At 69.8% G+C, this 24,948-nt stretch carries 25 protein-coding genes and 2 pseudogenes; 13 read left to right on the forward strand and 14 right to left on the reverse strand.

Features of this window, described 5'->3' with window-relative positions:
- From ACFYYJ_RS17155 to ACFYYJ_RS17175, 5 genes are all read left to right on the forward strand, one after another.
- Positions 1-522 carry a MarR family winged helix-turn-helix transcriptional regulator gene (locus ACFYYJ_RS17155; protein ID WP_389133192.1) on the forward strand — a complete coding sequence of 174 codons (522 nt, stop codon included), beginning with the start codon at positions 1-3 and terminating at the stop codon, positions 520-522.
- A gap of 119 nt (positions 523-641) precedes the next feature.
- Entirely contained in the window at positions 642-1,112 is a 471-nt protein-coding gene (locus ACFYYJ_RS17160; RefSeq protein WP_385120301.1) for a hypothetical protein, read from the forward strand.
- A 56-nt stretch (positions 1,113-1,168) separates the two neighbouring features.
- Entirely contained in the window at positions 1,169-2,035 is an 867-nt protein-coding gene (locus tag ACFYYJ_RS17165; protein WP_389133196.1) for an NmrA family NAD(P)-binding protein, read from the forward strand.
- A 217-nt stretch (positions 2,036-2,252) separates the two neighbouring features.
- Positions 2,253-2,705 carry a hypothetical protein gene (locus ACFYYJ_RS17170; protein WP_389133199.1) on the forward strand — a complete coding sequence of 151 codons (453 nt, stop codon included), beginning with the start codon at positions 2,253-2,255 and terminating at the stop codon, positions 2,703-2,705.
- Positions 2,706-3,037: 332 nt separating this feature from the next.
- Positions 3,038-3,553: an NUDIX hydrolase gene (locus ACFYYJ_RS17175; RefSeq protein WP_389133202.1), complete on the forward strand. Its 516-nt coding sequence runs from the start codon at positions 3,038-3,040 to the stop codon at positions 3,551-3,553.
- A gap of 101 nt (positions 3,554-3,654) precedes the next feature.
- Here the strand turns inward: ACFYYJ_RS17175 and ACFYYJ_RS17180 are convergent.
- A pseudogene (locus ACFYYJ_RS17180) lies at positions 3,655-3,844 on the reverse strand (transposase); the annotation flags it as partial.
- A gap of 113 nt (positions 3,845-3,957) precedes the next feature.
- Positions 3,958-4,386 (reverse strand): annotated as a pseudogene (locus tag ACFYYJ_RS17185) (ATP-binding protein); the annotation flags it as partial.
- Positions 4,387-5,352: 966 nt separating this feature from the next.
- Between ACFYYJ_RS17185 and ACFYYJ_RS17190 the strand changes: the two are divergent.
- Positions 5,353-5,868, forward strand: a complete 516-nt coding sequence (locus ACFYYJ_RS17190; protein ID WP_389133204.1) for an RNA polymerase sigma factor — start codon at positions 5,353-5,355, stop codon at positions 5,866-5,868.
- On the opposite strand, the gene ACFYYJ_RS17195 is transcribed toward ACFYYJ_RS17190, so the two are convergent.
- Positions 5,865-6,344 carry a hypothetical protein gene (locus tag ACFYYJ_RS17195; RefSeq protein ID WP_389133207.1) on the reverse strand — a complete coding sequence of 160 codons (480 nt, stop codon included), beginning with the start codon at positions 6,342-6,344 and terminating at the stop codon, positions 5,865-5,867. The two genes, ACFYYJ_RS17190 and ACFYYJ_RS17195, sit on opposite strands and share 4 nt — an antisense overlap.
- A gap of 213 nt (positions 6,345-6,557) precedes the next feature.
- Positions 6,558-8,117: an alkaline phosphatase family protein gene (locus ACFYYJ_RS17200; RefSeq protein ID WP_389133210.1), complete on the reverse strand. Its 1,560-nt coding sequence runs from the start codon at positions 8,115-8,117 to the stop codon at positions 6,558-6,560.
- Between the two features lie 453 nt (positions 8,118-8,570).
- Here ACFYYJ_RS17200 and ACFYYJ_RS17205 point away from each other — a divergent pair, with 453 nt between their 5' ends.
- Complete coding sequence (locus ACFYYJ_RS17205) at positions 8,571-9,197, forward strand: transposase (RefSeq protein WP_389133212.1); 627 nt, start codon at positions 8,571-8,573, stop codon at positions 9,195-9,197.
- Between the two features lie 594 nt (positions 9,198-9,791).
- Here the strand turns inward: ACFYYJ_RS17205 and ACFYYJ_RS17210 are convergent.
- Positions 9,792-9,950 carry a hypothetical protein gene (locus ACFYYJ_RS17210; RefSeq protein ID WP_389133215.1) on the reverse strand — a complete coding sequence of 53 codons (159 nt, stop codon included), beginning with the start codon at positions 9,948-9,950 and terminating at the stop codon, positions 9,792-9,794.
- A 239-nt stretch (positions 9,951-10,189) separates the two neighbouring features.
- Here ACFYYJ_RS17210 and ACFYYJ_RS17215 point away from each other — a divergent pair, with 239 nt between their 5' ends.
- Positions 10,190-11,101: an alpha/beta fold hydrolase gene (locus ACFYYJ_RS17215; RefSeq protein ID WP_389133218.1), complete on the forward strand. Its 912-nt coding sequence runs from the start codon at positions 10,190-10,192 to the stop codon at positions 11,099-11,101.
- An 88-nt stretch (positions 11,102-11,189) separates the two neighbouring features.
- Here ACFYYJ_RS17215 and ACFYYJ_RS17220 read toward each other — a convergent pair whose 3' ends face one another.
- A complete protein-coding gene (locus ACFYYJ_RS17220) occupies positions 11,190-11,411 on the reverse strand; it encodes a hypothetical protein (protein WP_389133220.1) in 222 nt (73 codons plus the stop codon).
- Positions 11,412-11,428: 17 nt separating this feature from the next.
- Entirely contained in the window at positions 11,429-12,001 is a 573-nt protein-coding gene (locus tag ACFYYJ_RS17225; RefSeq protein WP_389133223.1) for an RNA polymerase sigma factor, read from the reverse strand.
- A 394-nt stretch (positions 12,002-12,395) separates the two neighbouring features.
- On the opposite strand from ACFYYJ_RS17225, the gene ACFYYJ_RS17230 reads away from it, so the two are divergent.
- Complete coding sequence (locus ACFYYJ_RS17230) at positions 12,396-13,313, forward strand: SAM-dependent methyltransferase (protein ID WP_389133226.1); 918 nt, start codon at positions 12,396-12,398, stop codon at positions 13,311-13,313.
- Positions 13,310-14,407 (forward strand): hypothetical protein, encoded by a 1,098-nt coding sequence (locus tag ACFYYJ_RS17235; RefSeq protein WP_389133230.1) that lies wholly within the window; start codon positions 13,310-13,312, stop codon positions 14,405-14,407. Before ACFYYJ_RS17230 ends, ACFYYJ_RS17235 begins: the two co-directional genes overlap by 4 nt.
- 53 nt (positions 14,408-14,460) lie before the next feature.
- Here ACFYYJ_RS17235 and ACFYYJ_RS17240 read toward each other — a convergent pair whose 3' ends face one another.
- From ACFYYJ_RS17240 to ACFYYJ_RS17265, 6 genes are all read right to left on the reverse strand, one after another.
- A complete protein-coding gene (locus ACFYYJ_RS17240) occupies positions 14,461-15,876 on the reverse strand; it encodes a cytochrome P450 (RefSeq protein ID WP_389133233.1) in 1,416 nt (471 codons plus the stop codon).
- Positions 15,873-16,493 carry an ATP/GTP-binding protein gene (locus ACFYYJ_RS17245; protein ID WP_385120272.1) on the reverse strand — a complete coding sequence of 207 codons (621 nt, stop codon included), beginning with the start codon at positions 16,491-16,493 and terminating at the stop codon, positions 15,873-15,875. The genes ACFYYJ_RS17240 and ACFYYJ_RS17245 overlap by 4 nt, the downstream gene beginning before the upstream one ends.
- Positions 16,474-16,833, reverse strand: a complete 360-nt coding sequence (locus tag ACFYYJ_RS17250) for a DUF742 domain-containing protein (RefSeq protein ID WP_385120270.1) — start codon at positions 16,831-16,833, stop codon at positions 16,474-16,476. The genes ACFYYJ_RS17245 and ACFYYJ_RS17250 overlap by 20 nt, the downstream gene beginning before the upstream one ends.
- A complete protein-coding gene (locus ACFYYJ_RS17255; protein WP_384743777.1) occupies positions 16,830-17,234 on the reverse strand; it encodes a roadblock/LC7 domain-containing protein in 405 nt (134 codons plus the stop codon). Before ACFYYJ_RS17255 ends, ACFYYJ_RS17250 begins: the two co-directional genes overlap by 4 nt.
- 6 nt (positions 17,235-17,240) lie before the next feature.
- Positions 17,241-18,773 (reverse strand): sensor histidine kinase, encoded by a 1,533-nt coding sequence (locus tag ACFYYJ_RS17260; protein ID WP_389133238.1) that lies wholly within the window; start codon positions 18,771-18,773, stop codon positions 17,241-17,243.
- A 592-nt stretch (positions 18,774-19,365) separates the two neighbouring features.
- A complete protein-coding gene (locus ACFYYJ_RS17265; protein ID WP_389133241.1) occupies positions 19,366-20,559 on the reverse strand; it encodes a glycoside hydrolase family 64 protein in 1,194 nt (397 codons plus the stop codon).
- 277 nt (positions 20,560-20,836) lie between these two features.
- Here ACFYYJ_RS17265 and ACFYYJ_RS17270 point away from each other — a divergent pair, with 277 nt between their 5' ends.
- Positions 20,837-21,370 carry a hypothetical protein gene (locus ACFYYJ_RS17270; protein ID WP_389133244.1) on the forward strand — a complete coding sequence of 178 codons (534 nt, stop codon included), beginning with the start codon at positions 20,837-20,839 and terminating at the stop codon, positions 21,368-21,370.
- Between the two features lie 442 nt (positions 21,371-21,812).
- On the forward strand, positions 21,813-21,995 hold the full coding sequence (locus ACFYYJ_RS17275; RefSeq protein ID WP_385364541.1) for a hypothetical protein: 183 nt from the start codon (positions 21,813-21,815) through the stop codon (positions 21,993-21,995).
- Between the two features lie 262 nt (positions 21,996-22,257).
- Here the strand turns inward: ACFYYJ_RS17275 and ACFYYJ_RS17280 are convergent, their stop codons facing one another.
- Positions 22,258-22,743, reverse strand: a complete 486-nt coding sequence (locus tag ACFYYJ_RS17280; RefSeq protein ID WP_385364543.1) for a hypothetical protein — start codon at positions 22,741-22,743, stop codon at positions 22,258-22,260.
- Between the two features lie 799 nt (positions 22,744-23,542).
- On the opposite strand from ACFYYJ_RS17280, the gene ACFYYJ_RS17285 reads away from it, so the two are divergent.
- Positions 23,543-24,793 carry a DUF3533 domain-containing protein gene (locus ACFYYJ_RS17285; RefSeq protein WP_389133247.1) on the forward strand — a complete coding sequence of 417 codons (1,251 nt, stop codon included), beginning with the start codon at positions 23,543-23,545 and terminating at the stop codon, positions 24,791-24,793.
- Positions 24,794-24,948 lie beyond the last annotated feature (155 nt).

A 24,948-nucleotide genomic window follows, 5' to 3' on the forward strand; every position in this document is an offset into this window, starting at 1 on the left:
ATGAGTGACGAGGACGCGAACCCCGGCGCCGTACCCACGCTGGAACAGGCGCGGAAGCAGATCGCACGGTACGGGCTTGAGGCCGACCCGCAGGCAGTGCTTGTCGCGGTGCGCCTGATGGCCGCCGGGGCGCGCCTGGACCGAGCGTCCGAAGTGCACTTTGCGCGTTCCGGGCTGTCGACCGGGCGCTACCGCCTCCTGGTGGATCTCGAGGACAGCGACGGGGAGAAGTCGCCGTCACAGCTCGCGAAGAGTCTTGGCGTCTCGCGCGCCACAGTGACCGGCCTGGTCGTCGGCCTGGAGCGAGAGGGTCTGGTGGCTCGCCGCGCCTCGACGGAGGACGGGCGGGGCGCAGTGGTCGTACTCACGGCGCGCGGCAGCCGACGGTTGCACGATATGGCCGCGGACCACTTCGCACGGCTTGAGGCGCTGGTCGGCGGACTGGCTGCCGACGAACGCGGGCTGTTCCTCGACCTCCTGGAGCGGATCACTCAGCGGATCGGCGCATTGACCGCCGAATAGCCGCGGCATCACTTCCGCGCGGGGGCGGCTGCCTCGACCGCGCGGCACCCTTTCCCACACCCAAGTAGTTAGCTGCCTAACCAATTAGTTAGCCAGCTAATTTATTTTGGAGGAGTCACATGAGTCCCCCTACCGGAACCTCCCAACGCGGTTTCGCCACGCGTCCGTTCACCCTGTGGAAGGAAGTCGCGACCGCCTACCTGGCCCCCGCGCTCACCGCCGGGCTCGGCGGATTCCTCAGCGGGCAGCCCGAACTGACACGGGCCGCCTTCACCTCCATCGGGGCCACATCGGCCTTGGTTGCCTGCATCGTCGGCGCGTGGCTGCACCGCCGTGGCCGACCTCGGCGGTGGACAGCCTCGGCGCCGCGACCGGTACTCACCCTCGGACTTGTCATTACCGCGGCCGGAATTGCCGGCCTGGCCGGATGGCTCGGATCCGACTGGCTGCCGTCACACACACCGGTGCCCGATGCCGGATGGCTGGAGCGGCTGCGGATCGACCTGCCGCTGTCGGCCGGCCTGGCCGCCGCCATCGTCACCTGGCGGTGGCACGGCACGACATCCCACCAAGACCACCAAGAGGCCTGACCCAGCCCTTCCCAACCGATTCTCCAGACCCCTCACCCACCCAGGAAAGGCACACCGTGATCACCATCATCGGCGCCTCCGGCGCCACCGGCAGCGCCCTGCTCCGGCGGCTCATCGAACTCGAAGTCCCCTGCCGCGCCGTCAGCCGTACGCCCGGCCATCTGCGCGCCGCCATCGGCACGAACACGCCAGTCGAGATCGTCGGTGCGGACGCCGCAGATCCTCAGACGCTCCGCGACGCGTTCGAGGGATCCACGCAACTGTTCCTCGCCATGGCCAACAGCCCGCGTCAAGCCGAGCTGGAGACCAACGTGATGGACGCCGCGGCCCAGTGCGGAGTACGGCACGTGGTCAAACTCTCCGCCCCGGCAGCCGAGCCCGCCTCACCAGTGGCCATCTCGCGCAGCCACTGGCGGGTCGAGGAACACCTGGCGAAAACCGAGATGACGGCCACCCTGCTCCGGCCGTACGCCTTCATGCAAAAGCTGCTCCTGAACGCCCCGGCGATCGCCGAGGGCGTACTCATCGGAGCCATGCGCGAGGCACCCTGTAACTACATCGACGTCCGAGACATCGCCGACGTCGCCGCCGAGACCCTCCTGCGCCCCAGCCTTGCCGGCGCCACCTACACCCTGACCGGCCCGCAGGCCTTCAGCCACCCCGAGCTCGCCCGTCTACTCGGCGAGCTGACTTGCCACCCCGTTCGCTACATCGACCTGCCGCCGAGCGAATTCCACAGCCACCTCCTGTCCACCGCACGGATGCCGCCCTGGCTCGCCGGCCACGTGGTAGAGATCCAGCAACTGGCCATCGCACGCCCGGAATCTCCCAACGACACCATCGAGACCATCCTCGGCCGCCCCGCCAGGACACTGCACAGCTTCCTCCGCGAACATCTCCACACGTTCACCAAGACCGCCTGACCGACCACCCAACCGCCTGGCCCCGCCCCTCCCCCTTCTCCGGGATACCGGTCCCGGTATCGAATCGTGCGGTGTCGAGGGAAGGTGTCATGGGGCGGGCTCGAGCGGTTCAGCTCGCGATCACCTTGGGTTCTTATGTCATGTGAAATATCACATGACATAAGAACCGCCCGGTGGAGTCCGTCGGCGGTGATGCATGACGATGGGGAGAATCCCGATGAACCGCTTGACCCTTCTTGCCGCCGGTGTCGCAGGCCTGACCTTCTTGACGACCGCCCCCGCCTTCGCCGCCGCCCCCGCGGTCGCCACTGAGACGGTTACCACCTGCGGCAGCTCCGGCCTCCAGGCAGGTCTGGCCACCCGGGCGTGCGCCGATGTCACCGGCACCACCGTCGAGTTCTTCGGCAGGGTCGGACTCGCCGGCCCGCCCTCCCCGGGCAGCCCGGCCCCCGAGCCGAGGCAGCTGTTCACGACGCTGTCCGTCGAGGTCATCGGCAGCGGCTCGCCCGTCGCGCGCGAACTGCCCGTCATCTTCACCGCGTCGACCGTCGAGGCGCGCGGTCAGGTCGTCACCGCCCCCTGCGGGTCGACCGTCCGCGCCTCCTTCGGCGTGGCCTCGTTCCCCTGGACCGCCAAGCCGGTCGTCCACGAGGTCACCCTCACCTGCTGACGCCCGCCCCTGACGCCGGGGTCGTGCGGGACCCCGGCGTCAGGATTCACAGCCCCAACCTGCCTGATGACAGCCACGCAACGGCCCTCCGTGCACACGCCACCAACACCGGCCGCACGGGTAGTGGTGCGGTCCGACCGGTCAACGGCGGCGCGACTGCCGGCCTTATCAGACCCCAGCCCCGCACATGTCCCGTGAACCGGGAAGACCCCGAACAGGTTCGAGTACTGTTCGGCAGCGGACGATAGACGACAAAGCCAGTGCCTGTGTCTGAACCCGGGCGCCAGGCGGACAACGGCTCAGTGTCAGAGGCTCGTCGTACTCTGCGGCGGATGACACACCATCTGATCGATCCGCGCACTCTCGAAGCTGCTGTCCGCGATGCCAAGCAGGCGCTGGCTGAGCACGACAATGCCTTGAAGTGGCTGCTCCGCCCTGATGTCTCGCACGACGGTCCGCTTGCAACTGAGGTGTGGGTGTTCGATACGACCCTGACGCACGTCTTGCTGGTGGACCACCGCTGGCGTGGGTGGGTGGCCCCCGGTGGCAAAGTGGATGCTGGCGAGACTCCACGAGAGGCAGCCGTGCGCGAAGTGTTCGAAGAGACTGGGCTGGTCGTGGAACCTCTTTGGGCCCCGGCGGCCGTCACTGTTCGCTCGTATCACCCGGATTGGCCGGCCGTCATGGGTGTGTCGTTCATGGCGGTCGTCGACCGCCAGAGTTCGCTGGCCCCGGAAGACGGGCAGCCTGCCGCTTGGTTGTGCCTGGACGAACCTTGGCAGGGGTATTTCGCTGAAGATCGCCTCCGGATGAAGCAGTGCGTCGGCTGGATCAGAGACGGCCGGTGAACCGGTGGTGTGGTGTTGTGCTGACGTTGTGTAGACAGGATCCGAGCGGCTGAGGTGGGTGTTCAGGGCAGGGGTGAGAACCGCTCTGGGGGCTTGCGTGCCTTGGTGATCCGGCGGGACATGAGGGTGGTTGCCGCCCAGGTGATGAGGGTCTCGGAGTGCTGGACGAGTCGTTCGTAGTCGCGTGCGTGCCGGCGGGCCCGCATCATCCAGGACCAGGTCCGCTCCACGGACCCAGCGGCGCGGCAGGATGATGAATCCGGAGCTTTCCTGGGGTCTGCTGACGGTCTTGTGCCAATGGCCACGTGTTGCTCCCCGTCGGCGGCCAGGAGTTCGCCCCGCCGGCGGTGGTCAGAGGTTCTCCGGTGGCGGCCGGATAGTTCCCCGCCTTCGGGTTGTCCGGGTCAGTGGAAGGGCTTCACCCCCTGGCCGGTGGTGGCTTCGGTGAACCGCGGCTGCCGCCCTGAGTGACGACGATGTGAGCGTGGTGCATGAGCCGGTCCACCGTGGCGGCGGCGAGGGCCTTGGGCATGATGTCGTCGAATCCGGAGGGGTGGGGGTTGCTGGAGACGGCCACCGCGCGTCGTTCGTAGGCTGCGGCGACCGGGCGGTAGAAGCCCTCGGCGGCGTCCGGGGAGACGGGCGGGAGCCCGATTCGTCGACGACGATCGGTCCGAGCGGATGATCTCCGCCAGTGCCCTGCCGATGGAGTCGTCGGCGCGGTGGCGTCGGAACAGGGCTCCGAGGTCCTCGATGGTGAACCAGGGGACGGTCGGAACGGCCTCGACCACAGTCTGTTCGAGGGCTTGGGTGCAGAGACTCCCGGACGTACCACCCAGACAGTAGATATACCCGACCGAAGGCACATCAGAGGCGTTCCGGGTGCCTGAAGTCAGCCAGGAGCCAATCAACATGCACCATGAACAGCAGGCCGCAAACCTCGCCTACAGCCGGCTCGCACGCGACCTGCACGCCATCGGCCGGCCGGAAGACCGCTCCCCGTACTTCGGCTATCGGACGGCCGGCAGCGCGGCGCCCTGCCCGGGCACTGGCAGCGAAAGAACCAACGACGCTCCGCACGCCAAGCCCCGACCTACAGCCCCCGTCCGATCAAACAGCTGACCTGTGCAAGCCGTTCTCAACCAACCTGAACACACCAATGTCAGCACACCAGCCGAGGCACTACATCACTTACCTGTCATACGATCGATTGGTCGCCGTCGGCCGGTTCCGGGGTGATCATCCGAAATACCGGCAGGTGCGTCAGATGGGGAACCACCTCAGATTAGGGGCGAACTTACCTGCCGGAAACGATCATTGTTGTCATACGATTGCGCCCGTGATGTGGAAGGGGCGACCGGCGAACTTACCCCGATGGAGAGCGTCATTCACCTCCGCGCTCTCGCAGGTCCGGGGTGTGGAGCCTTCTCTCCATGGCTGAGGAAGAGTCGCCGTACGTAACTGCTTCTACTCCCGACCGGACACCGAGCGCGCCGAAATCACCCGGCGCCGCCTTGCCGCCGGGCCGGGGAATTCCATCCATTCGGCAGCAGTTCCGGACATTTCGTCGCCTTGTCTCCGGCAGCCCGACCTCGCCGGTTGTGTATGCGTGGATGCGACACGACCTGTCCTGCGATCCACACAGGAAAGATTGACCGCTGTTCAAAATATCTGGGGGCGAATGCCATCGGAGAATTCTGCCGGTGAGATGCGTTTGATGTGGGATGGCATACCGAATGGCTTGCCGCGGCCGGGTTCCCCGCAGGACCGGGCTGTTCGGCGAAGGGGGACGATACACAGTGACGAGCACGGACAGGGCCGAGGATGAGATGGCCGCGCTGGTGACCGCAGCGCAGCGGGGCGACGTGCTCGCGATGGACGATCTACTGAGCGTCCTCGAACCCATGGTCCGGCGGGTCTGCCGGCAGATCGCTCGTGAGGACGGCGCCGACGCCACCCAGGAGGCACTGGTCGCGATCTTCCGCAACATCCGCCAGTTGCGCTCGCCGTCGGCGCTCTTCGGATGGGCCAAGGCCATCGCCGCCCGCGAGGCGGTGCGGATGACCGCGCAGCGCAAGCGGATCGTGGTGGCCGAGGTCGCCGACCGGGCGGCCGACGAGGTGGACGTGGAACTGACCGCGGGAATCGCCGATGTGATGAGCCGCCTGAAGGACGACCACCGCGCGGTTCTGGCGCTGCGTCACATCGACGGGCTGGACGAGCAGGAGGTGTCCGAGGCCCTGAGCATCCCGGTCGGGACGGTGCGGTCCCGACTCTTCCGGGCCCGGGAGGCGTTCCGCAACGCCTGGCTCTAGCCGGTCGTGAACGAGCGGGCATCGATCCGCTGCTGGAGGCGGTCGAGCAGGGCTTCTCCGCGGGCATCGGTGCCGAACAGGCCCAACCTCTTCAGCAGGGATCCGCCGGGGACGCGCAGGCCCGACATGAAGGCGAAGGTGGTGCCGTGCCCCTCGGGCACGGCACTCATCGCCCCGGTCAGGGTCTTGCTCTGCATCAGGCACCAGCCGGGGCGCAGTACGACATCGAACGACTCCGCGAGACCGAGGCGTCCCACGGCACGGGCGGAAAGGCGGCCCTCCCGGCGGCTGACGACGGTGAAGGACCGCAGACCGGAAATGACGTGCGGGAGCTCGTTCTCCAGGTCGGAGGCGACGTCCCAAAGCCGGTCCATCGGAACGTCGAAATGGCGCTCCGCATACATGGGCGCACTCGTCGCCGCGGCGATGACCTTAAGACGGCGAATGGGGTCCAGACCCGCCTCGGTGTCACTCATGTTCCTATTGCTCCTCAGTACGGCCGCGCGCCCGCCCCCTCGTGGCGGCCCGGCCCATTCTCACACTCCGGGGCCCAGACCGAAATGGCGGTCTCATGCAGACGTCCCGCCCAATCGTGAACCGCCCAATGATGCTGTCGGTCTCGCCAGGACGCGAACGGGATCTCTCGGGACTGCTCAGCGACGGCATCGGGGGCCGATGTGCAGCCTGCGTCAGGTTTGCGGGGTCTCCGGTCCCTGGGCGGGTGGTACCAGGCGGGGGAAGTGAATGGCCAGGAAGTCACGCATGATCCGCAGGGCCTGTTCCGGAGGGACCTCCGCTTCGGGATCGTCAGGAAGTCCCTCGATGTGGATGTTGTGATGGTCCGCGAAGCCGTGGATCCCTTCGAAGGCCGCCCTGCCCAGTGTGGAGAGGGTCCTGCCCACGAGCAGGGCGTCCTCGATGTATTGGGGCACGGGATGCGGGGCGGGCGTGGGCCAGGTGTGCGGGTCTCGCGGGGTGTCGAGGGTGAAGGCGTGGGAGATGGTCCGGGCGGCGGCGTCGCGCGCGGTGAACGGGGCGCCCAGGTCCCACTGCTCGCGCAGGGTCGCGATCAGGGAGGTGTGGCGGTGTTCCTCGTTGAACACCTGGCCTTCGGCCACCCAGGGGGAGACCACGACGGCCGGGACCCGGTAGCCCGAGCGGTCGAACGTGAACCCGAGCTGTCCGGCCGGAGCGGACGGGTCGGGTGGCGGAACCGGGCCGGGTGGGACGTGGTCATAAGTGCCGCCGGGTTCGTCCCAGCCGATCAGCAGGGTCGTGTTCCACACGTTCGCCCCGCTCGGCGACCGCATCGCCCGGTAGGCGTTGTAGACCCGGGCCAGGAACGCCTCGCCGCCCAGGATCGAAGACGGCGGGTCGGCGCCGCGGATCACGGCCCCGTGGCCGAGGACCCGCGAGAACGCCGGGTGGTAGTCCCCGTGCCCGAGCACCAGGCACGGCTCGATGAACGAGAAGTCGGGCAGGTCGCCGTTGCCGGCGTCGGTCTCGAACTGGGAGAACGGCACAAAGTGAGTGTCGAAACGGTCCTTGAGCCGCGGGTAGTGGATCAGGCCGGTCATGGAGAACCGGTCCGGCTCGGCGACGTACACGCGCCACGTCCGGCCGTGCTGTTCGAGCCGATTGAAGATCGTCTCGGCATCGTTCTCCAGCACCCAGTTCCTCACCGGCGAGTTCACCACGAACCCCGAGGCCGTCGCTGCCGTCCAGAACGAGCGGTTGGTGAACGTCTGCGACGGCACCTCGCTGAACCAGTGGTCGAACACGCCGAAGGCGCGCGCCAGGCCGCTCAGCACGGGGACCTGCTCCGGGGTGAACCCCGTCATCACCTGCGCGTACTCGTCGTACGTGGGTTGGCGGCCCAGTTCGCCGGTCAGGGTGCTGATGTAGTCGGTGACGAAGCCGTCCATCGTGGGTGCCCGGCCGGGCTCGGGCGCGTTGTACGGCTCCCAGATCTCCTCGCCGAGCTTGAAGCGGTTCTGCTCACTGAGGATGTTGAAGAGCTGCGTGTTGGTGTGCGGATACTCCTCCCCTGTATCGGGGTTGGGGCTGTCCATGTCCGTCGCCACCGTGTAGGGCACCACCTTGCGGTCAGCGCCGTACTCGGCCCATACCGGGATCGGATTCGTGAGTTCCTTGCCGCTCACTCCGTCGAACGTCTTGCCGTCCTGCGGCCCGTACAGCCGGCCGAGCAAGTTGTCCAACGACCGGTTCTCGAACACGACGACCACCATGTGGTCGAGCGCATGATCCCTGCTCTGACTCGCCATCCCTGACCTCGGATCTCGAAGGGCCGACTGTTCACCCGCGGCCGCACCGGTGTCCGGCATTCAGGCGACGACGATGGCAGCCGTCGACAGCCGAGCCCGCAGTGCCCGGTGACGCACAGCCCGGGGACGAGCTCCGGGCGAGGCGCTGGGAACTCAAGGATCCTGCCGGTGCTCAGCGGACCAGCCCTGGCCAGAACGGGGGGACACGGATATCTTCCCGTCTCCCTACGCTCCGGTTAAGTCTGTGCACCTCCACTTCGGTCCGATCACTCGTCGGGCCGACCTCACCTTCCAGCGTGCCTCCACTCACGCGTAGGCGCACGCCGCCCACCTGGCCTGCGACACTCGCACCAAGATCGAAAGAACGCACTGATCCGGGTGCCCACCAGCAGGGTCAGGCCCTGGGATGATCTTGGTGTGGCTGGTGTGATCACGGCGTCGGAGCCCTCCTGGACAGCCCCCTTCTCCGGGCTGAGCCCGCATGCTTTCGGGAAGCTGGTGACGGTTCCGCGGCACGCGGGCGCGGACGTGGTCCGTAAGGGCCGGCCGTGGAGCCTTCCGCTGGGCACTCACCTCGGGCCGCTGCTCGCGCTCCAGCACCGCAAGCGGTTCGCGACGGACACTGTGCTCATCGTCGACGGCACCCTGGTCCCCACCCGGGACCACACCGTCGCCGAGCGGTCGAAAAACCATCGGTACTCCACCAACCACCAGGTCGTCATCGACGCCGACACCCGCCTGGTCGTCGTGGTCGGCCGGCCGCTCGCCGGGAACGGCAACGACTGCAAGGCATGGGAGGAGTCCGGCGCCAAGGCAGCCGTCGGCAAGACCCTCACGATCGCCGACGGCGGCTACCCGGGCACCGGACTCGACTGGAAAGAGGATCACAACAAGTCCCACAAGCAGGTCCGCGCCCGCGTCGTGCACGTCTTCGCCCGCATGAAAACCTGGAAGATCCTCCGCGACTGCCGCCTCAAAGGGGACGGCGTCCACCACGCCATGCTCGGTATCGCCCGCATGCACAACCTCGCCCTCGCCGGATAGGCCAGCGGGCCGCACGGTGACCAACCTTGCCCGAGGCGTCTCAAAGAGCATCTGCGGGACAACCCTTAGGGCCCGCCGCCAACCGTGCACGGAGCGGAAATCGTCCTGGCGGTCGACATGCCGCCCACCCGCCGCGCCGCGGTGACGATGGCGGCAGGACGTCCGACGTCCACAGACCGGGCATCGACCCGGAGTTCAGCGGACCGCTGCTGGAGGCCGCACATCTCTTCCTCCGTGCCGGTGAGCGGGACCGGCTGGAAGGACCCCGGCGCCGATGCCAGGGGACGGCTGCTCACCGTGCATTCGCCGAAGGAAGCGGCCCTCAAGGCGCTCGACCCCCCTCATGGGCGAGGACCTTTCCTGCCTGCGGGCCATCGGGCTGCTCGCCCTCGGACCGTGCACGGGTGGTACCAGGTTCGTCGCCCGGCCACCGGCCCGGCCCGGTCTGAGCACCGAGGTGACCGCACAGCCGGCGAGACGATCACGGTGAGTCCGGAGACCACGATCGAGTGCCCGGAGGTGACGGCCGCCATGTTGATGGCCGCCTGGATGCCGCGTCCCTCGGCCCGCTCCTCACGGAGGTGCCGTTCGGGTCTACGTGGACCAGCCGGCTGGTGAGCGCCGGCACGCGGCGTCGAGTACCGACTGGACCTCCTCCTTGGCCTTGAGGGTACCGTCCTTCATGTCGAACTGCTCCAGGGCACTCGCGCTCCAGCGCCCGGCTGCCTCGGCGAGGCTGCCGCTGCTCTTCACAGTTTCTCTTGAATCGGTGTCGGCGGAGATGCCCGGGGCGGGCCCTCCGCAGGGTCAGGAGGAGGGGCATGGGGCAACGCGTTCCCTGCGCTTTCCGGGAACCTCGCGGCACATGCGGGAACCACGCCGGTCCTCGCGGAATCTCTCGGAATCCGCGGGGAACCTTTGCGCTGCCGGCCTCCTCCTGACCTGACAGGGGAGGTCGCAGGCCTCCGGTCGCAGTTCAGGAGGAGATTTCCGTGGAAGAACGCATCACGCCGCGCACCCCGGGCACGCAGGCGCCGATGCCGGAGGTCCCCGGCGTCACCCACCGCTCCGTGCGGGTCAACGGATTCACCATGCACGTCGCCGAGGCCGGCTCCGGGGACCCGGTGGTGCTGCTGCACGGCTTCCCCCAGCACTGGTACGCCTGGCGGCACGTCATCCCCGAGCTGTCGCGCGACCACCGGCTGATCTGTGTGGACATGCGCGGCTTCGGCTGGTCCGATGCCCCCGCCTCCGGATACGACACCGAAACGCGCGTCGCGGACGTCCTCGCGCTCCTCGACGAGCTCGGCATCGAACGGGCCGGGCTGATCGGCCACGAATGGGGTGCCTGGGCCGGGTTCATGCTGTGCCTGCGCGCACCCGAGCGAATCCGGGGCTACCTGGCGCTCAACATGGTGCACCCGTGGCCGCTGCACCGCCGGTTGATGCCGCAGGCCTGGCGTTACTGGTACACGTCGGTCCTGGAGGCCCCGCTGCTGGGCCGCTGGGTGCTGGAGCGCCGTACGTCCTTCACCTGCTTCCTGCTGCGCAAGGGGTACATCGAGGCGGCCGCCTGGGACGAGCGCGCGGCGGGCGAGTTCATCAGGTCCAGCGCGGAGCCCGCGCGGGCCAGGGCCGGGGAGCTGCTGCACCGGGCGTACGCGCTCCGGGACGTACGGGGGCTGGTCCTGGGCCGGTTCAAGAAGACGCGGCTCGTCACGCCGACGCTGATCCTGGCCGGGGAGAAGGACTTCGTCCTGCCGCCGAGCGTGCTGGGCGGCGGCGAGCGGTACGCCGACGACCTGCGGGTCGAAGTGCTCCCCGGCTGCGGGCACTACGTGCACGAGGAGCGTCCCGATGCGGTGGTGAAGGCCGCGCGCGAGCTGTTCGGGGCCGGGCGGTAATCGCCCTGGGTGCACGAAGACGGAGTGGTGGTGCGGACCGGTCCGGTCCGTACCACCACGCCGTTGTCGTACGATCCGGCGGGTCCGCTCAATGGCCCTCATCCCTCCTGCGGGCAGCAGGGGCGGCCACCCGGGCCCTGACCCGTTCGATGATGAGACGGGCCTGGTATCCGCCGAAGCTGTGCAACGCGGAGCTCAGGGGGGTGAGGACGCCGTGGCGCGCACCCGCGAACATCGCGAAGCGGGTGCCCAGGCCCTCCGCGACCACGGCCATGACCCACATCCGCCGTACCGGGTCGACATCTGGCAAGCGCTCGGGCTGCGGGGTCACCTGAGCCACGCAGCGCGGAAGCAGTTGCGGGCTCGGTGCAGCCGGGACTTCACCGTTCCGGGGGACACGCCGAGCAGTTCGCTGGTGGCCTGCTCCCCCAGGCCGCGCAGTTCGCGAAGGACGAGCACCTCCCGGTGCACGGCCGGCATGCGCCGCAGGAGGTCATGGACCTGGGTGGCGAGCTCATGGTCCCCGGGGTCGGGGGTGTCATCGGCTTCGGCGACCGGCTGCTCCCGGGAGCCGCGCCGGGCGATGCGTACGGCTTCACGCACGGCAATGGTGCGCACCCAGGCGTAGAGGGCAGTCGGGTCGGTGAGCCGGTCCAAGCCGCGGAACACGGCGATGAGGGACTCCTGTACGGCGTCGGCGGTGTCGTCGCGGGCGATCGGGCGGCACACCCGGGTGACGTAGGGCGTCAGCAGGTCGATCAGGTCGTCCAGTGCCATCACGTCGCCTGCCCGCGCGGCGCGGACGAGGACCGCGGCCTCGGCGAAGGGATCCGCGGCGGCCCGCGCGGGGGCGGCCGGGTGCGGCAGCACCTGCGGGGACGTGGGCACTGGGCTGTTCATGGGTGTCTCTCTTCCGGCGCGTGAAGGTGGGTCCACTCAGGAAGAGGACGGATCGGGACGTCGCAATCCATCGGATCCGCTGCGGCGGGCCGGGCGGACTCGTCGCCGCAGGCGAACTGCGCGTCGCGGAGATCACCGCCCATCCCCTGACACAGATCGCCGACGCGCACACGGCGTCCACCGCCGGCCGCGTCAGGGGGAGGCTCGTGATCACCGTCAACCAGCCCACAAACCCACTGATCTTGACGGTACCGTGCTGCTCCAGCGGGCTGACGTGGTGACTTCCAAGTGCCACGATGGTCCGTGCTTCAACAGTGTGCCCTTCGGGACGCTACGAGAGCGGCAGCGGCGTATCCCCGGGGGCGGCCCTACCCCACGAAAGGGCGGACACCCCATGCGCGTTATACCCGTCGTATGGCCCTTAGGCAGCGGCCGCGGCTCGGCCGCGGACGACGCGGTGCGGCTCTACTACAGCCGCAAGACACAGGAGATCCTGCAGAAGTACGGTCCGGGCCCACGTGTCCACTTCCACGTGGGGCTGTATCCGGACGGCCCACCAGAGACAACCGTCGCCCAGAGCACGCTGAAGCGGAGCCTGCTCGACGCGCAGGAGCGGATAGTCGACCACGCGGCCCGATCCTGGGGCGCGTACGAGGCGCCTCCCCGGCGGCTGCTCGACATCGGCTGCGGCCTGGGCGGCACCTCGCTCTACTGGGCGCAGCAGCACGGGGCGTCGGTCACCGGCCTCACCGTCGCACCGGAACACCTCCCGATCGTGCGGCGCTTCGCCCGTCACACCGGGGTCGCGGAGCACGTGGAGCCGGTACTGGCGGACGTCCACGACCTCGACGAGACCCGCGCGTACGACGCCGTCTACGCCAACGAGAGCAGCGGATACACCGACCGGGCACGGTTGTTCGAGGTCGTCGCCAAGGCCCTCGTACCCGGAGGCTGGTTCGGAATCCAGGAGCACTTCGTGGGCGCGTCCGAGTGGCGGGAGTTCATGGACGGCTACTACAGGACGCGGCTCGGCCGGCGCGCCGAGTACCTGGCCGCGGCCGAGGCGGCCGGCTTTGAACTGGTACAGGAGGAGGACGTGACGGACTCCGTGGCTGAGTTCTGGGTGCAGTCCATGGCCTGGAACACCGCCGAACTCGACCGGCTGAGGGCGGACCCGGGCGCCGAGCCCGGAGCCTGGACCGCCGACCGGCTCGAACAGTCGACGATCGCGCACAGCAAGTTCTTCCGGCTGTGGCGCGACCACGCGGTGGAGACGCGGCTGCTGCGCTTCCGGATCGGCGGTGGCCGATGACCGCGCCGCCCCGGCCCTCCCGCCTCGGTACGGGCCTGCCGCCCTTCTACTGCCCCCTGCCGCGCGACCTCGTCCACCCTGACGCCAAGGAGGTGGAGGCCCGGGCGATCGAGTGGCTCGACGCCTTCGGCCTGTACCCGGATCCGGTCGAGCGCGCGTGGGGGCTCGCCACCCACAGCGCCGACTTCTCCTGCCGCATCATCCCCGACGGGGACACGGAAGCGGTCCTGCTGTTCACCGAGTGGAACTACTGGGCCAACGCCGTCGACGACTGGCAGGATTCCGGTTCCGACGAGGTGGGGACGGCGGCCGTCGTCGAGCACGGGGCTCGGCTGCTGCGCACCATCGAGGACCCCGGGGCGTCCCTGTTGCCCGAGGGGCCCATGACCTGGGCGCTGCTGGACCTGGTCGGGCGTACCCACGCCCTGCTCGCCCCCTACGAGCTGCGCAGATTCGTCGAGGGGACACGGGACTGGCTGCTCGGGGCGGCCTGGCGCGCCGCCCGGGCGGAGGAGGGGTCGATGCCGGGGCTGAACGACTTCGTCGCGATGGGGCCGCTCGCGAACGGCACACGGTTCTCGCTGACCTGGTCGGACGTCGCGCGCCGGGACCGGCTACCGGCGGACGTCCTCTGCTCCCCCGCGCTGACGGCACTGACGGACGCGGCCGGCTTCGTCGTCAGTGCGGACAACGACCTGTTCTCCTACGACAAGGACGACCACCTGGAACCGCGCGAGGTCAATCTGGTCAACGTCTTCGCCCATCAGGAGGGATGCTCGCCGGCCGAGGCGGTACCTCTCGCCGTGGCGCTGCGTGACCGGGTGATGGTCTTCTTCCTCCTGCTACGGGCACGCCTGGAGCACGACGCGGACCACGCACTGCGCCGTCATCTCGCGGCGTTGGGCCACTACATCGCCGGCTCCATCGCGTGGCAGACCCGTGCACCCCGGTACGCCAGCCCCCGCAACCGCAACGAACTGCCGCTCGTGGAGGCCGCGTTCACGGTCCGGTTCGCCGACGGCCCCGGCTCCGACGGGACCGAGCCGCCGGACCTGCCGGCCCTGGCGGCCTGGTGGCGGCACCTCCGCGACTGAGCAGTGGACGGAGAGGGCCCCGGCCAGTGCGACCGGGGCCCTCTCCACGCGGGTCAGGCGCGGGGGCGGCCGAACAGCCGGCGCCACCAGCTGACACCACGCCGCCTGCGGCCGCCTGTGACTGCGGCCGCGGGCGGCGCCGTCGGCTGCGGCGGGATCACCGGGTGGACGGGGTGCCCCGCCGGCTGCTCCATCGAGAGCCGCGGAGCCGGGGTGGCCACCGTGCGCGGGGCGAACCGGACCGGCAGGGACAGCAGGTGACGCGACATCAGGGTGCCCCGCCACTGGAGTTCACTCGCGTCGACCGCAAGCTGAAGGTCGGGCAGCCGGTCCAGCAGGACCTCGATGCCGGTGTCCGCGATGGCGCGCCCGATGTCCTGCCCCGGGCACTCGTGCGGGCCGCTGCTGAAGGCCAGGTGGGAGCGGTTGCCGTGGACGGACGCGGCCTGATCCGGCCGGATCTGCGGATCGGCGTTGCCCGCGGCCAGGCCGAGCAGGATCATGTCCCCGGCCTTCACCTGCTGCCCGCCGAGCACGGTGTCCCCGGTGGCCCAGCGACCGATGATCGTGTTGATCGGCGGGTCGTCCCAGAGGACCTGCTCCAGGGCGTCCGGCAGGGTCATGTGGCCGCCGGAGAGGCTCGCCCGGAACCGCGGGTCGGTCAGTACGGTGCGCAGCGTGTTGGCGATCAGGTTGGCGGTGGTCTCGTAGGCCGCGATCAGCACGACGCGCAGGTGCATGAGCACTTCGGTGTCGGTGAGGTCCGCCGGGTGCTCGATCAGCCAGGAGGCGAGGTCGCGGGCCGGCTTGGCTTTGCGTTCCGCGACCAGGTTCTGCAGCGTGGTGGTGACGTAGCGATCGCTCTGGAGGGCCGTCTCCGTCCCCTGGAGCATGTCCCGCGCCGCGTTGACCAGGAGCGGCCCGTGTTCGTCGGGTGCCCCGATGAGCTGCGTCATGACCAGCATGGGGAGCTGGTCGGAGAAGGCGGACACCAGGTCGGCGTACCCCTCGGCCGCGATCTGGTCGACGAGCTGGTTGGCGAAGCGCGTGACGTAGCGGCGGATGCCGCGCTTGTCGAAGCGTTCCAGGGACTCCACCACGGCGCCGCGGAGCCGTTCGTGGACGGGGCCGTCGGTGAAGTTGCACACCGGCACCCAGGAGACCATGGGGCCGAGCGGGGTGTCGGCCGGCACCCGGCCCTCTCTCATGTCGCGCCAGCCGCGGGGGTCGCGCGCGAAGCGCGAAGACGTGCGGGCGACGTCCAGGTTCTCCCGGTGGCCGAGGACCAGCCAGGCCGGGAGGTCGCCGCTCACCAGGACCGGGGCCACCGGGCCGTGTTCGGCCCGCAGCTTCTCGTACAGGGCGAGGGGGTCCGCCTGGGCTTCCGCTCCGTGCAGGCGGTGCAGGCCGCCGGCGGTCGCCGCGGCGTGGGCGGGGCACCCGGGCGGTGGGGTGGGGGTGGTGCTCACATTGCCTCCTGGGTGGCTGCCTGGGAGTACAGGTAGCGCATGAGGGTCAGCAGTACGTCGCGGGACGATTCCCGCCTTCTGGCGTCGCAGACGAGGATCGGGACGGCGGGCGGCAGATCGAGGGCCTCGCGCAGTTCCTCCAGCGGATGCTCGGGGGCCCCGGGGAAGGAGTTGACGGCAACGACGAAGGGGACGCCGCGCTCCTCCAGCCGTCCTATGACGTCGAAGCTGATCTCCAGCCGACGGGTGTCGAGGAGTACGACGGCTCCGAGCGCGCCTTCGAACAGCCCGCGCCACAGGAACCAGAAGCGCTCCTGGCCGGGTGTCCCGAACAGGTACAGCACGAGTTCGTCGTTGATGCTGATGCGGCCGAAGTCCATGGCCACGGTGGTGGTGATCTTGCGGGCGACGCCCCAGGTGTCGTCGACGCCGACGCCGGCCCTGGTCATCGTCTCCTCGGTGGTCAGCGGCTTGATCTCGCTGACCGACCCGACCATCGTCGTCTTGCCCACGCCGAAGCCGCCCACGATGACGACCTTCACGGCCGCCGCGGCCGTCTGCGGCAGTATGTCCGCCTCGCGCGGCCCGGCGGGCGGGTCAGAGCTTCTGAAGTCCATCGATCACTGCCTCGATCAGAGCAAGGTCGGGTAGCTGCGCGGCGGGAACGGGCGGGCGGACGTGCACGCGTTGGGCGGCCACCAGGTCTCCGACCAGCACGGTGACCACGCTCACGGGCAGGCCCGCGTACGCGGCGATCTCGGCCACCGACAACGGTGACTGGCACATCCGCAGGATGGAGACCTGCTCGGGTTGCATCTCGGGCCGGGGAGGCCCTTTGGCCACCACCAGGGTCACGAGTTCCAGCCGGACGGAGGTGGAGGGTCCGCTGCGTCCGCCGGTGATGACGTACAACCGTTCGGGACTGCTCTCCTCCCAGCTTGCGGGCGGCTCTTTCACGCGGGCTGCCCGTCGTGCCGCGGCGGGCTGCTCAGGTGGTCCCCCATTCGGGTCACCAGGTTGCGCATCTGCGCGCCCATCAAGCCCGCGTCGACACCCTCGTCGGCGAGGACCGCGAGGTAGGAGCCGTCTCCGGCGGCCATGAGATAGAAGAACCCGCCGTCCATCTCGATCACTACCAGCCGCATTCGGCCCTCGGAATTGGGCAGTTCGGCGGCGACCGCACCGGCGAGGCTCTGCAGGCCCGCGCAGGCGGCCGCCAAACGGTCGGCCGTGTCCGTCTCGGCCCCGTACTGCGCCACGCAGAGCCCGTCCGCGGACAGCACGATCACGTGCCGCGTCTGCGGCACTCCGGCGGCCAGGTCCTTGAGCATCCAGTCCATGCTGCTTCGCTGAGTCATCACTGTTTACGCCCCTTTGGTCGCTGAACCCGACGCGTCCTGGGCGCCCGCCGCGTCCTTGCCGGGCTCACCCGACAGGCCGCTGTGGAACGCCTCCAGCCACATTCCGGGGCCGTTGCCGTCCGCCGGCTGCGGCCTCACGGCCGGCCGGACGTCGGAGGTGGTGACACGGTCCTTCCGGCGCCGCTGCGGCAGGCCGGTCGCGGTACGTTCGGTGGTCGGCCCGCCGGCGGCGGGCATCGGCCCGGGTGCCGGAGCCGGCGCGGGCCGGGGCACGTACACGCCGGCCGACGTGGCGTCGACGGGGTGTTCGCGCGGTGTGGCGGACACCGCCCTGGGCCCGGAGGAGGAACCGATGCCGTGGGCGAGGCCGGTCGCCGAGGACGCGGTGGTGATCAGGTGCTGCGGCACGATGACCACGGCGCGGACGCCGCCGTACGCGGAGGAGCGCAGCGATACCTGGAACCCGTACGCCTGTGCCAGGCGGCCGACCACGGCCAGACCCAGCCGCGGCGTCTCGCCCAGGTCGTTGAGGTCGATGCCGGACTGTGCCTGCGCGAGCATCTTCTCTGCGCGCGCCCGGGCCTCCTCGCTCATGCTGAGCCCGCCGTCCTCGATCTCCACGGCGATGCCCGACTGCACCTCGACGGCAGTGAGGTGGACCCGGGTGTGCGGCGGGGAGTAGCGAGTGGCGTTGTCCAGCAGCTCCGCGATGGTGTGGATCAGCGGTTCGACGACCGGGCCGACCACGGCGACCTCGGTGACCGAATGGAGTTCCACACGCTGGTAGTCGATGATCCGCGACATCGCGCCGCGCATCACGCTGTAGAGGGTGACGGCCCTGCTCCACTGCCGGCCGGGGCGCGCACCGCCGAGGACCGAGATGGAGTCGGCGAGCCTGCCGATGAGAGCGGTGCCGTGGTCGAGCCGCAGAAGGTCGCCGAACACGTCCGGGTTGCGGCCGTGCCGGTCCTCCATCTCGCGCATCTCGTGGGCCTGCTGGTGGACGATCGCCTGCACGCGGCGGGCGATGTTCACGAAGGCCCGCTGCGCCGAGTCGCGCAGGCTCTCCTCGTTGTCGACGGCGTCGACGACGTGGGCCAGTACGGCCTGGAGGCCGGCCCTGAAGCGGGGGGTGAGGGCGGCGTCGTTGCCCCAGCGGTTGCCGTGGCCGGCGCGGCCTCCCAGGGAGGTGAGCACCTCCTCGGCCACCTCGCCCCGGCGCAGGCGCTCGATGGCCTCGGGGAGTACGACGGCGGACAGGCGGGTCGCCTCGGTCTCCTGGCGGGCCAAGGTGTGCCGGAGTTCGGCGATCTGGGCGCTGCGGGCGGCGAGCGCGCGGCCGCGCCGCAAGGCTTCCACGAACACCGCGGCGCCGCACAGCGCGCCGGCGGCGATCAGGACGGTGCCGACCGGCTCGGAGGAGGAAACAAGCGCCCCGACCAGGCAGACGGCGGCCAGGGACGCGATCGCGGGCAGCGCCCGGCTTGCTCCCGCCTCCGGGTGGACCGCTTCGGGTGGAATGTCTCTATGCTCCATCGGCGTCCTCGAATTATCGGAAAAGGGTCACCTTCTGACCGGTCGGCGGGAGCATAACTACGCCCAACTGCGCGCACGGGCGCTTTCATTGGAGTTCATCGGACCGAAGGAACCGCTACGCGCCATCTCTGGCGACGATTTTCGGCCGCCGCGCCAGGAGGTTCCCGGCGGCGGGCGGCGTAAGGGGAGGTCGACGGCCTGTCGGCGCTTTGGCGGAGCGGGCCGCACCCCCTGAAACCCCGTCGGCACCGGCCTCATCGCCCCGTCACGAAGTGGCGCCCCGGACGGAAATGCGCTAAGCCCTGTCAGGGCGCGTGGCAGGGCGCGTGGCAGGGCGCGTGGCAGGGCGCGTCCGCCGCGCGGTACAGCCGGGCGCGTCGCCAAGGAGGTACCGCAGGCGCGCAGGCCCCTGACGGCGCGGGCCCGACCGGCAGCCGCGCCCGCACGCCGAAAGCGAACCCCGGAGGCAGCACATGAGGACGCCCGCCTGTCGGCGGGCGTCCTGCGGCTCTGCGTCAAGGGGCGTTCGACCGGCCTTCCTCCGAGGGCCGACTACGGGAGCCGACTACGAAGGGCGCCTACGGGACAGCCCTCAGTTGAACGGCTCAAGCGTCATGAAGGCCTCCCGCGGGTCGGCTTCGTGGACCAGTGACTCGTGGGCGCCCACGTCGTCGAAGGCGAAGCCGTACGCCTTGCCGTCCGCCATCTGGGCGTGGATGAGGCGGGAGTAGTGGTTGGTGACGGCGTCGCGGTAGAAGCCGGCGCCGCCGGAGTCGGGCTGGTTGGGGTTGGTCAGGAGCGTCGAGCGGTTGTAGCCCGCGCACAGGGTTCGGGAGATCGGGCCGCGGACGGTGTCGTTGGGGGCGTCCAGGAGCTTGTAGCAGCCGAAGACGCTGTCCGAGTCGGGCTTCTGGAAGCTGGTGACCACCGCCCCCGACGCGTTGGTGAAGTTCATGACGTTGCCCGAGACGCGCCCGTAGTACTTGGTGTTCGGTTCGTTCGCGAACGGCGTCACCGTGAGGGTGGAGGCACCGTACTTGTTCCAGACGCGGTTGATGTAGTCGTTCATCGCGCCGGCCGGGATTCCGCCCGCCTCTATGCCGTGGCCGGGCGAGAGCGCGCGCAGGGGGGTGCCGTCCGGGCGGTTCTGGATCAGGCCGCCCCAGCCGGCCGAACGCAGCCCGCCGAAGACGGCGTTGTAGCCGCCTGACTTGAGGTGGCCGGTGCTCTTGACGGTGCCGCCCGGCGCCTTCGCACCCACCGCATAGGGGGCGGAGAACATGTCGACCTGCGTGCTGTTGATCCACAGGCCGCCGTCGTTGAGGGTGTACTCGGACCAGTTGAACAGGATGTCGTGGTTGGGGTCCGAGGGGTTCTGCACGGCGGGCTGCACCAGGCCGCCACTGGCGAGCTTGAAGACGAGCTTCTGCCCGATCGAGAAGTAGACGCGCCCGGAGAACTTGGGCATCCGGATCGTCTTGGTCTGCCCGTTGGCCGGGCCGGCGATCGCCGCGTCGGGTGCGGGGGTGGGTGGATTGCCTCCGGCGGGCCAGGGGTGGAACGTTCCGTTCGCGTCGGCCCAGCCCTGCCTGCCCGTCGCGAGCAGGGTGCCCAGGTTGTAGATGTAGACGGGTTCGTTGCGTCCGGAGTTGTTCTTGATGGTGAGCGGGATGGTCACCGGTACGGCCTCGGCGGACGGCGGCGGACCGAAGAACAGCACACCGGCACCGACGGACAGCGCCGAGACGCCGAACGCCAGCGCTTTCGACAAGCGGGACACTCTCATCCTCCTTGCGTGGGGGGGCCTGCCGGTGAGGAAATGGGCGACGGCAGGAATCGATGTATTGAAGCGTGAGAGCGCTCTCAGGGTCCGATTGTGTTCAACTTCTGTCAATACTCTTGACACAGCCTCAGCGGTCGGAAGGCGTACCGGATCCGGAGCCGGGTCGCGCGGGCGACGGTTGGGCGGGGGCGGCCAAGTCAGGCGTTCCGCGGGTTTTGAGCGTGCGTCAGGAGCCCCCACGGCGGCGGCCTTGTCGGTCCCCGCTGTTAGCGTCGCCACCATGGCCAACCGTTCATATCTCTACTCCGCAGACTCGATGCCGAACGAGGCAGGGATCCCCAAGCGGGTCCGATGCATCTCCGAGCACAACTGGGACATCCCGCTCGCGCACAAGATCATGGTGGGGCGCGGAACGACGATCGTCCCGTCCATGATCTGGAATCCGCCGGTCGGCGTCGCCGCGGACTACGTCAGCGGGGCGGCCCTCCTCCTCGACCTCCTGCGCGCGGTCGGCAAGGGACTGGAGCACGACGCCGAGTTCGCCGAATGCGTTGCCAGGACCGCATCCCACCTCGAGAAGCAGCAGGCGGAGTACTTCGTCCTCGAGACCGGGGAGATCGTCTCGATGTCGGGCGACGATCCGGTAGAGAGGGTGCGGCGCCTGGTGTCCGAGGACATCCCCGCCGCCGTCGCCAAGGCCGAGGCCGCGATCGCCGCCGAGGACGACGAGTGGCTGGCCTCGATCCGAGCCGACTGGCAGAACCACTTCGCCTCCTTCTACAACGAGGCGCTCTACTTCTCCTTCCCCGACTGAAGGGGGACTGCGGCGCAGTGCCGGGCGATCCCCGTCCGATCCGAAGGACACGACCCGGCCTCGGAGTCCCGATCGGCTACGGCGCCATCGGGGCACGGCCCTGTTCCGCGGTGATCGCGGTCTTGGCCGTGCCCAACGAACCGCCGACATGGGTACGGCGGGTACGCCTCGGAAGAGGCCCGGCAGTTGCACACGCCCCCGCGGCGGTTCGGCTGCGTCACGGCTGGGCGGGCGGGCCCGGCAAAAGAACGCGGCCCTACTTCTGCGGGTGGAACTGCCTGTTGCGTACCCGGCCACCGTGATCGACTGCTTCTGCCGCAGGGGCGCTGCCTCGTACCGGCGGACGACCGTGCCGCCCGGGCAACAGCGCCCCGTCCGGACCCCATCGGTGATCCGGGTTTGAAGAGCGGAACGTCAAGCAGAGCGAAAGGTAAGACCCCGCATGAAGCACAAGATCACTTTGCTTGCCGGTGCCCTGGCCCTGGCCGGTGGAGCCGTCGTCGCGGCCTCGGTCACCGGCCAGGCGTCCCCGGCTGACCGCGGACAGTCCGTTTCCACCCCTGCCCCGCACGCCACCGTGGCCTTCGGCGACTTCGGCTCGGGCCGGAAGCCGCCGCGCGCCTGACACGGCCCTCACGCACGGACCTGCCGCAGACTGCCCTACCGTCCGGTTCCCAGGGCCCTGCGCAGCCAACGGGTGCGCACGGCCTGCAGCAGGACCAGGATGTGGCGCAACGTTCCCCCGCCGAACCGAAACGGGTGGGCGGGGGACAGCGGTCCCATCACGACGCCCGTCGCGGTGCCACCAGCAGGTCAGCGAGGCACAGCAGCCCGTGGTTGCTCTCTGTCACGGGCGCAGCTCCTATGAGCCGACGGGAGGTACCCGTTCATCCGCAGAAGACGCCCTCGGCCACGGACGCGCCCTTCTTCCAACCGTCCGAGAACGGCTTGTTGGCCGAAGCAGGAGGCTTGGCGCCGCAGTTGGCGCGCACGGCGTCCCAACCCGCGATGAGGCCGGCCTTGTAGGTGGTACCCGGGGTGGTGGCCGCCTTCGTTCCGCCCGTGCACACGGTGGTGCGGCCGCTCTGGGTGACCGCGTACCTGTCGTCGGGTTTGCTCCCGATCTGGAAGGCGCCGCCGTCCGGGACGTTGAAGGAGGTCGTACCTCCGCGCGGCGAGGACAGTGCGGCCCTCCCCTGTGCGAACCCCTGGCCCGCGACGGTGACCCGGTCCGCCGCGTCGGCGGCGGACACGGTGCAGGTCGCAGCGGGTGCGGCGGAGGGCTGGGCGGCGTGCACCGCCGTCGGTGAAGCGGTGAGCGCCGCGACGCTCAGCGTGATCAGGGCGGCGGAGGTGCGTGCGCGTCGGCGCATGGTGGCACTCCTCGGCAGGGGTCCTGGGGGAAGGGCTCGTGGCCCGTGGCGTCCGGTTCGGCTCCGCGTTGACCGGAAGCATTCAGTCCATGGTCTCCGACCGGGTCCGGGGTGTCGACCGGACGCGTACCAGGGTGTGTGGGCGAGGGTGTGTGCGGAGGCCGGAGGGGCGGGTCAGCCCGGGAGAGGGAGGCTCACAGGCGTGAGTGGGTGGCCCGCGCCGGCTCCTCCGAGCTGAAGTGGGGAGTGCTCGTCGTTTCCGGCGCCGACGACGGCATGTGTACCGGTGAGAGCACTCCCCCACTTCTTCGTGGACGAGGGGAGAACCGGTGACCAGGCCCGTACGGCGCGGCGCACCCGCACCCGCACCCGCACCCGCACCCGCACCCGCGAACTGCTCGTCACGGCCGTCCGCGAGGCTTGGTTGATGGCCACCAGCGCCGGACTCGGCGCGGTCACACGCTCAAAATCCATGGCTTCGGTCGGGTCCTCGCAACCACCGCCCCACACGTGCCACTTGAGCGCGGCGACCGGCCCCCCGGCCTCGAGGGCTGCGAAGGGGCGAGACACCGGCGCTGATCACGGAATGCGCGGAGAGCGGCCCCACGGGATGACATCCGCCACGCCTTAGTGCATCGGGGGGAGGCGGGCGGAGCGGAGCGCGGGCGCCGGGGGCGGCGGAGGGCATGCTGAGGTGTCGTCGGTCGACCCCCACGAGATCCCGCCGTCGGGGGCGACCGATCGGCGGCCGACCGCCGCCGGTCCCTCGCCCCCGCCCACCGGCAAGCTACGGAGACCCATGTCCGCGCCCGCCGCCCCAGAAGCCACCGCCGCGGCCCTGCTGCGACGCCCTCAGATCTGGGTGGTTCCCACCGTCCTCACGGGACTTCTGGCCCTGCTGCTCTCCCTCCTCTACATGGGGGGCATCGTCAATCCGAACGGAGACCTCCGCGACCTGCCCATCGCACTCGTCGACGACGACACCGGCGGGCAGGACCTGGGCGGGCGGATCACCGCCGCCATCGCGGCCGACAGCGCGGGCGGCACGGTCGACTGGCGCGTGCTGACCCGCGCGCAGGCCCAGGACCAGCTCGACTCGGGGAAGGTCTACGGCGCCCTGGTGATCCCGGCCGGCTTCTCGGAAGCGGCCACCGCGCTGACCACCTCCGCGGCCACCCGACGGCCGACGATGACCGTGCTCACCAACCCCGGCAAGGGGAGCCTGGGTTCCTCGCTGGCCGGCCAGATCAGCACCAAGGCGGCGCACGGCGCCTCGCGCTCCCTCGGCCGCCAACTCACGCAGGCCGCGGGCGCCCAGGCGAGCCCCACGGCCAAGGTGCTGCTCGCCGACCCGGTCGAGGTCGTCACGCAGTCCGGCCACCCCATCGGCACCCACAGCGGTCTCGGCCTGTCGGCCTTCTACTACACCCTGCTGCTGGTCCTGGCCGGGTTCATGGGCGGCAACGTGATCAGCAACGGCGTCGACACCGCCCTCGGCTACGCCGACAACGAGATCGGCCCCTGGCACACCCGCCGACCGACCGTACCCATCAGCCGCACCCAGACACTTCTGCTGAAGATGGCCATGACCGCGGGCATCACGCTCCTCAGCACCGCCCTGGTGATGCTGGCCTGCATCGCGATCCTGGGAATGGACGCCTCCCACGTGCCGCTCCTGGCGCTCTACTCCTACTGCGCGGCGCTCGCGGTCGGCCTGGGGGTCCAGGCCATCAACGCGGCCTTCGGCGGGATCGGCCAGCTGGTCTCCATGTTCGTCTTCATCGTGCTCGGCCTGCCTTCGTCGGGCGCCACCGTCCCTCTCCACGCGGTCCCCGATTTCTACCGGTTCCTCTCCCATTTCGAACCGATGCGGCAGCTCAGCGACGGCGTACGGGCGATCCTCTACTTCGACGCCCGCGGGGACGCCGGACTCCTCCGCTCGTGGATCATGATCGGGATCGGTGTCCTCCTGGCACTGCTCTTCGGCTTCGCCATGACGACCTACTACGACCGCAAGGGACTCAAGCGCCTCACTCCGCAACCCGCCTGAACCGACACACGCGCTGCCTCCCGGGGCAAGACCTACGTTCCGTCCACCCGTTCCACCCGGATACGGGAGGACGGCGGGGTGGGACTGCCTCGTCCGCCGGGGGCGCTGTCAAGCGGAATGAAGGCCTACCTCCACCACCTCCGGATCCGTCCCGG

The organism is Streptomyces sp. NPDC002467 (assembly GCF_042889825.1).
Lineage (GTDB): Bacteria > Actinomycetota > Actinomycetes > Streptomycetales > Streptomycetaceae > Streptomyces.

Coding starts and splice junctions, on each gene's coding strand:
- ACFYYJ_RS17155 (WP_389133192.1), top strand. CDS start 1: ATGAGTGACGAGGACGCGAACCCCGGCGCCGTACCCACGCTGGAACAG.
- ACFYYJ_RS17160 (WP_385120301.1), top strand. CDS start 642: ATGAGTCCCCCTACCGGAACCTCCCAACGCGGTTTCGCCACGCGTCCG.
- ACFYYJ_RS17170 (WP_389133199.1), top strand. CDS start 2,253: ATGAACCGCTTGACCCTTCTTGCCGCCGGTGTCGCAGGCCTGACCTTC.
- ACFYYJ_RS17175 (WP_389133202.1), top strand. CDS start 3,038: ATGACACACCATCTGATCGATCCGCGCACTCTCGAAGCTGCTGTCCGC.
- ACFYYJ_RS17195 (WP_389133207.1), bottom strand. CDS start 6,344: ATGAGTGACACCGAGGCGGGTCTGGACCCCATTCGCCGTCTTAAGGTC.
- ACFYYJ_RS17200 (WP_389133210.1), bottom strand. CDS start 8,117: ATGGTGGTCGTCGTGTTCGAGAACCGGTCGTTGGACAACTTGCTCGGC.
- ACFYYJ_RS17225 (WP_389133223.1), bottom strand. CDS start 12,001: ATGAACAGCCCAGTGCCCACGTCCCCGCAGGTGCTGCCGCACCCGGCC.
- ACFYYJ_RS17230 (WP_389133226.1), top strand. CDS start 12,396: ATGCGCGTTATACCCGTCGTATGGCCCTTAGGCAGCGGCCGCGGCTCG.
- ACFYYJ_RS17235 (WP_389133230.1), top strand. CDS start 13,310: ATGACCGCGCCGCCCCGGCCCTCCCGCCTCGGTACGGGCCTGCCGCCC.
- ACFYYJ_RS17245 (WP_385120272.1), bottom strand. CDS start 16,493: ATGGACTTCAGAAGCTCTGACCCGCCCGCCGGGCCGCGCGAGGCGGAC.
- ACFYYJ_RS17255 (WP_384743777.1), bottom strand. CDS start 17,234: ATGACTCAGCGAAGCAGCATGGACTGGATGCTCAAGGACCTGGCCGCC.
- ACFYYJ_RS17260 (WP_389133238.1), bottom strand. CDS start 18,773: ATGGAGCATAGAGACATTCCACCCGAAGCGGTCCACCCGGAGGCGGGA.
- ACFYYJ_RS17265 (WP_389133241.1), bottom strand. CDS start 20,559: ATGAGAGTGTCCCGCTTGTCGAAAGCGCTGGCGTTCGGCGTCTCGGCG.
- ACFYYJ_RS17270 (WP_389133244.1), top strand. CDS start 20,837: ATGGCCAACCGTTCATATCTCTACTCCGCAGACTCGATGCCGAACGAG.
- ACFYYJ_RS17275 (WP_385364541.1), top strand. CDS start 21,813: ATGAAGCACAAGATCACTTTGCTTGCCGGTGCCCTGGCCCTGGCCGGT.
- ACFYYJ_RS17280 (WP_385364543.1), bottom strand. CDS start 22,743: ATGCGCCGACGCGCACGCACCTCCGCCGCCCTGATCACGCTGAGCGTC.
- ACFYYJ_RS17285 (WP_389133247.1), top strand. CDS start 23,543: ATGTCCGCGCCCGCCGCCCCAGAAGCCACCGCCGCGGCCCTGCTGCGA.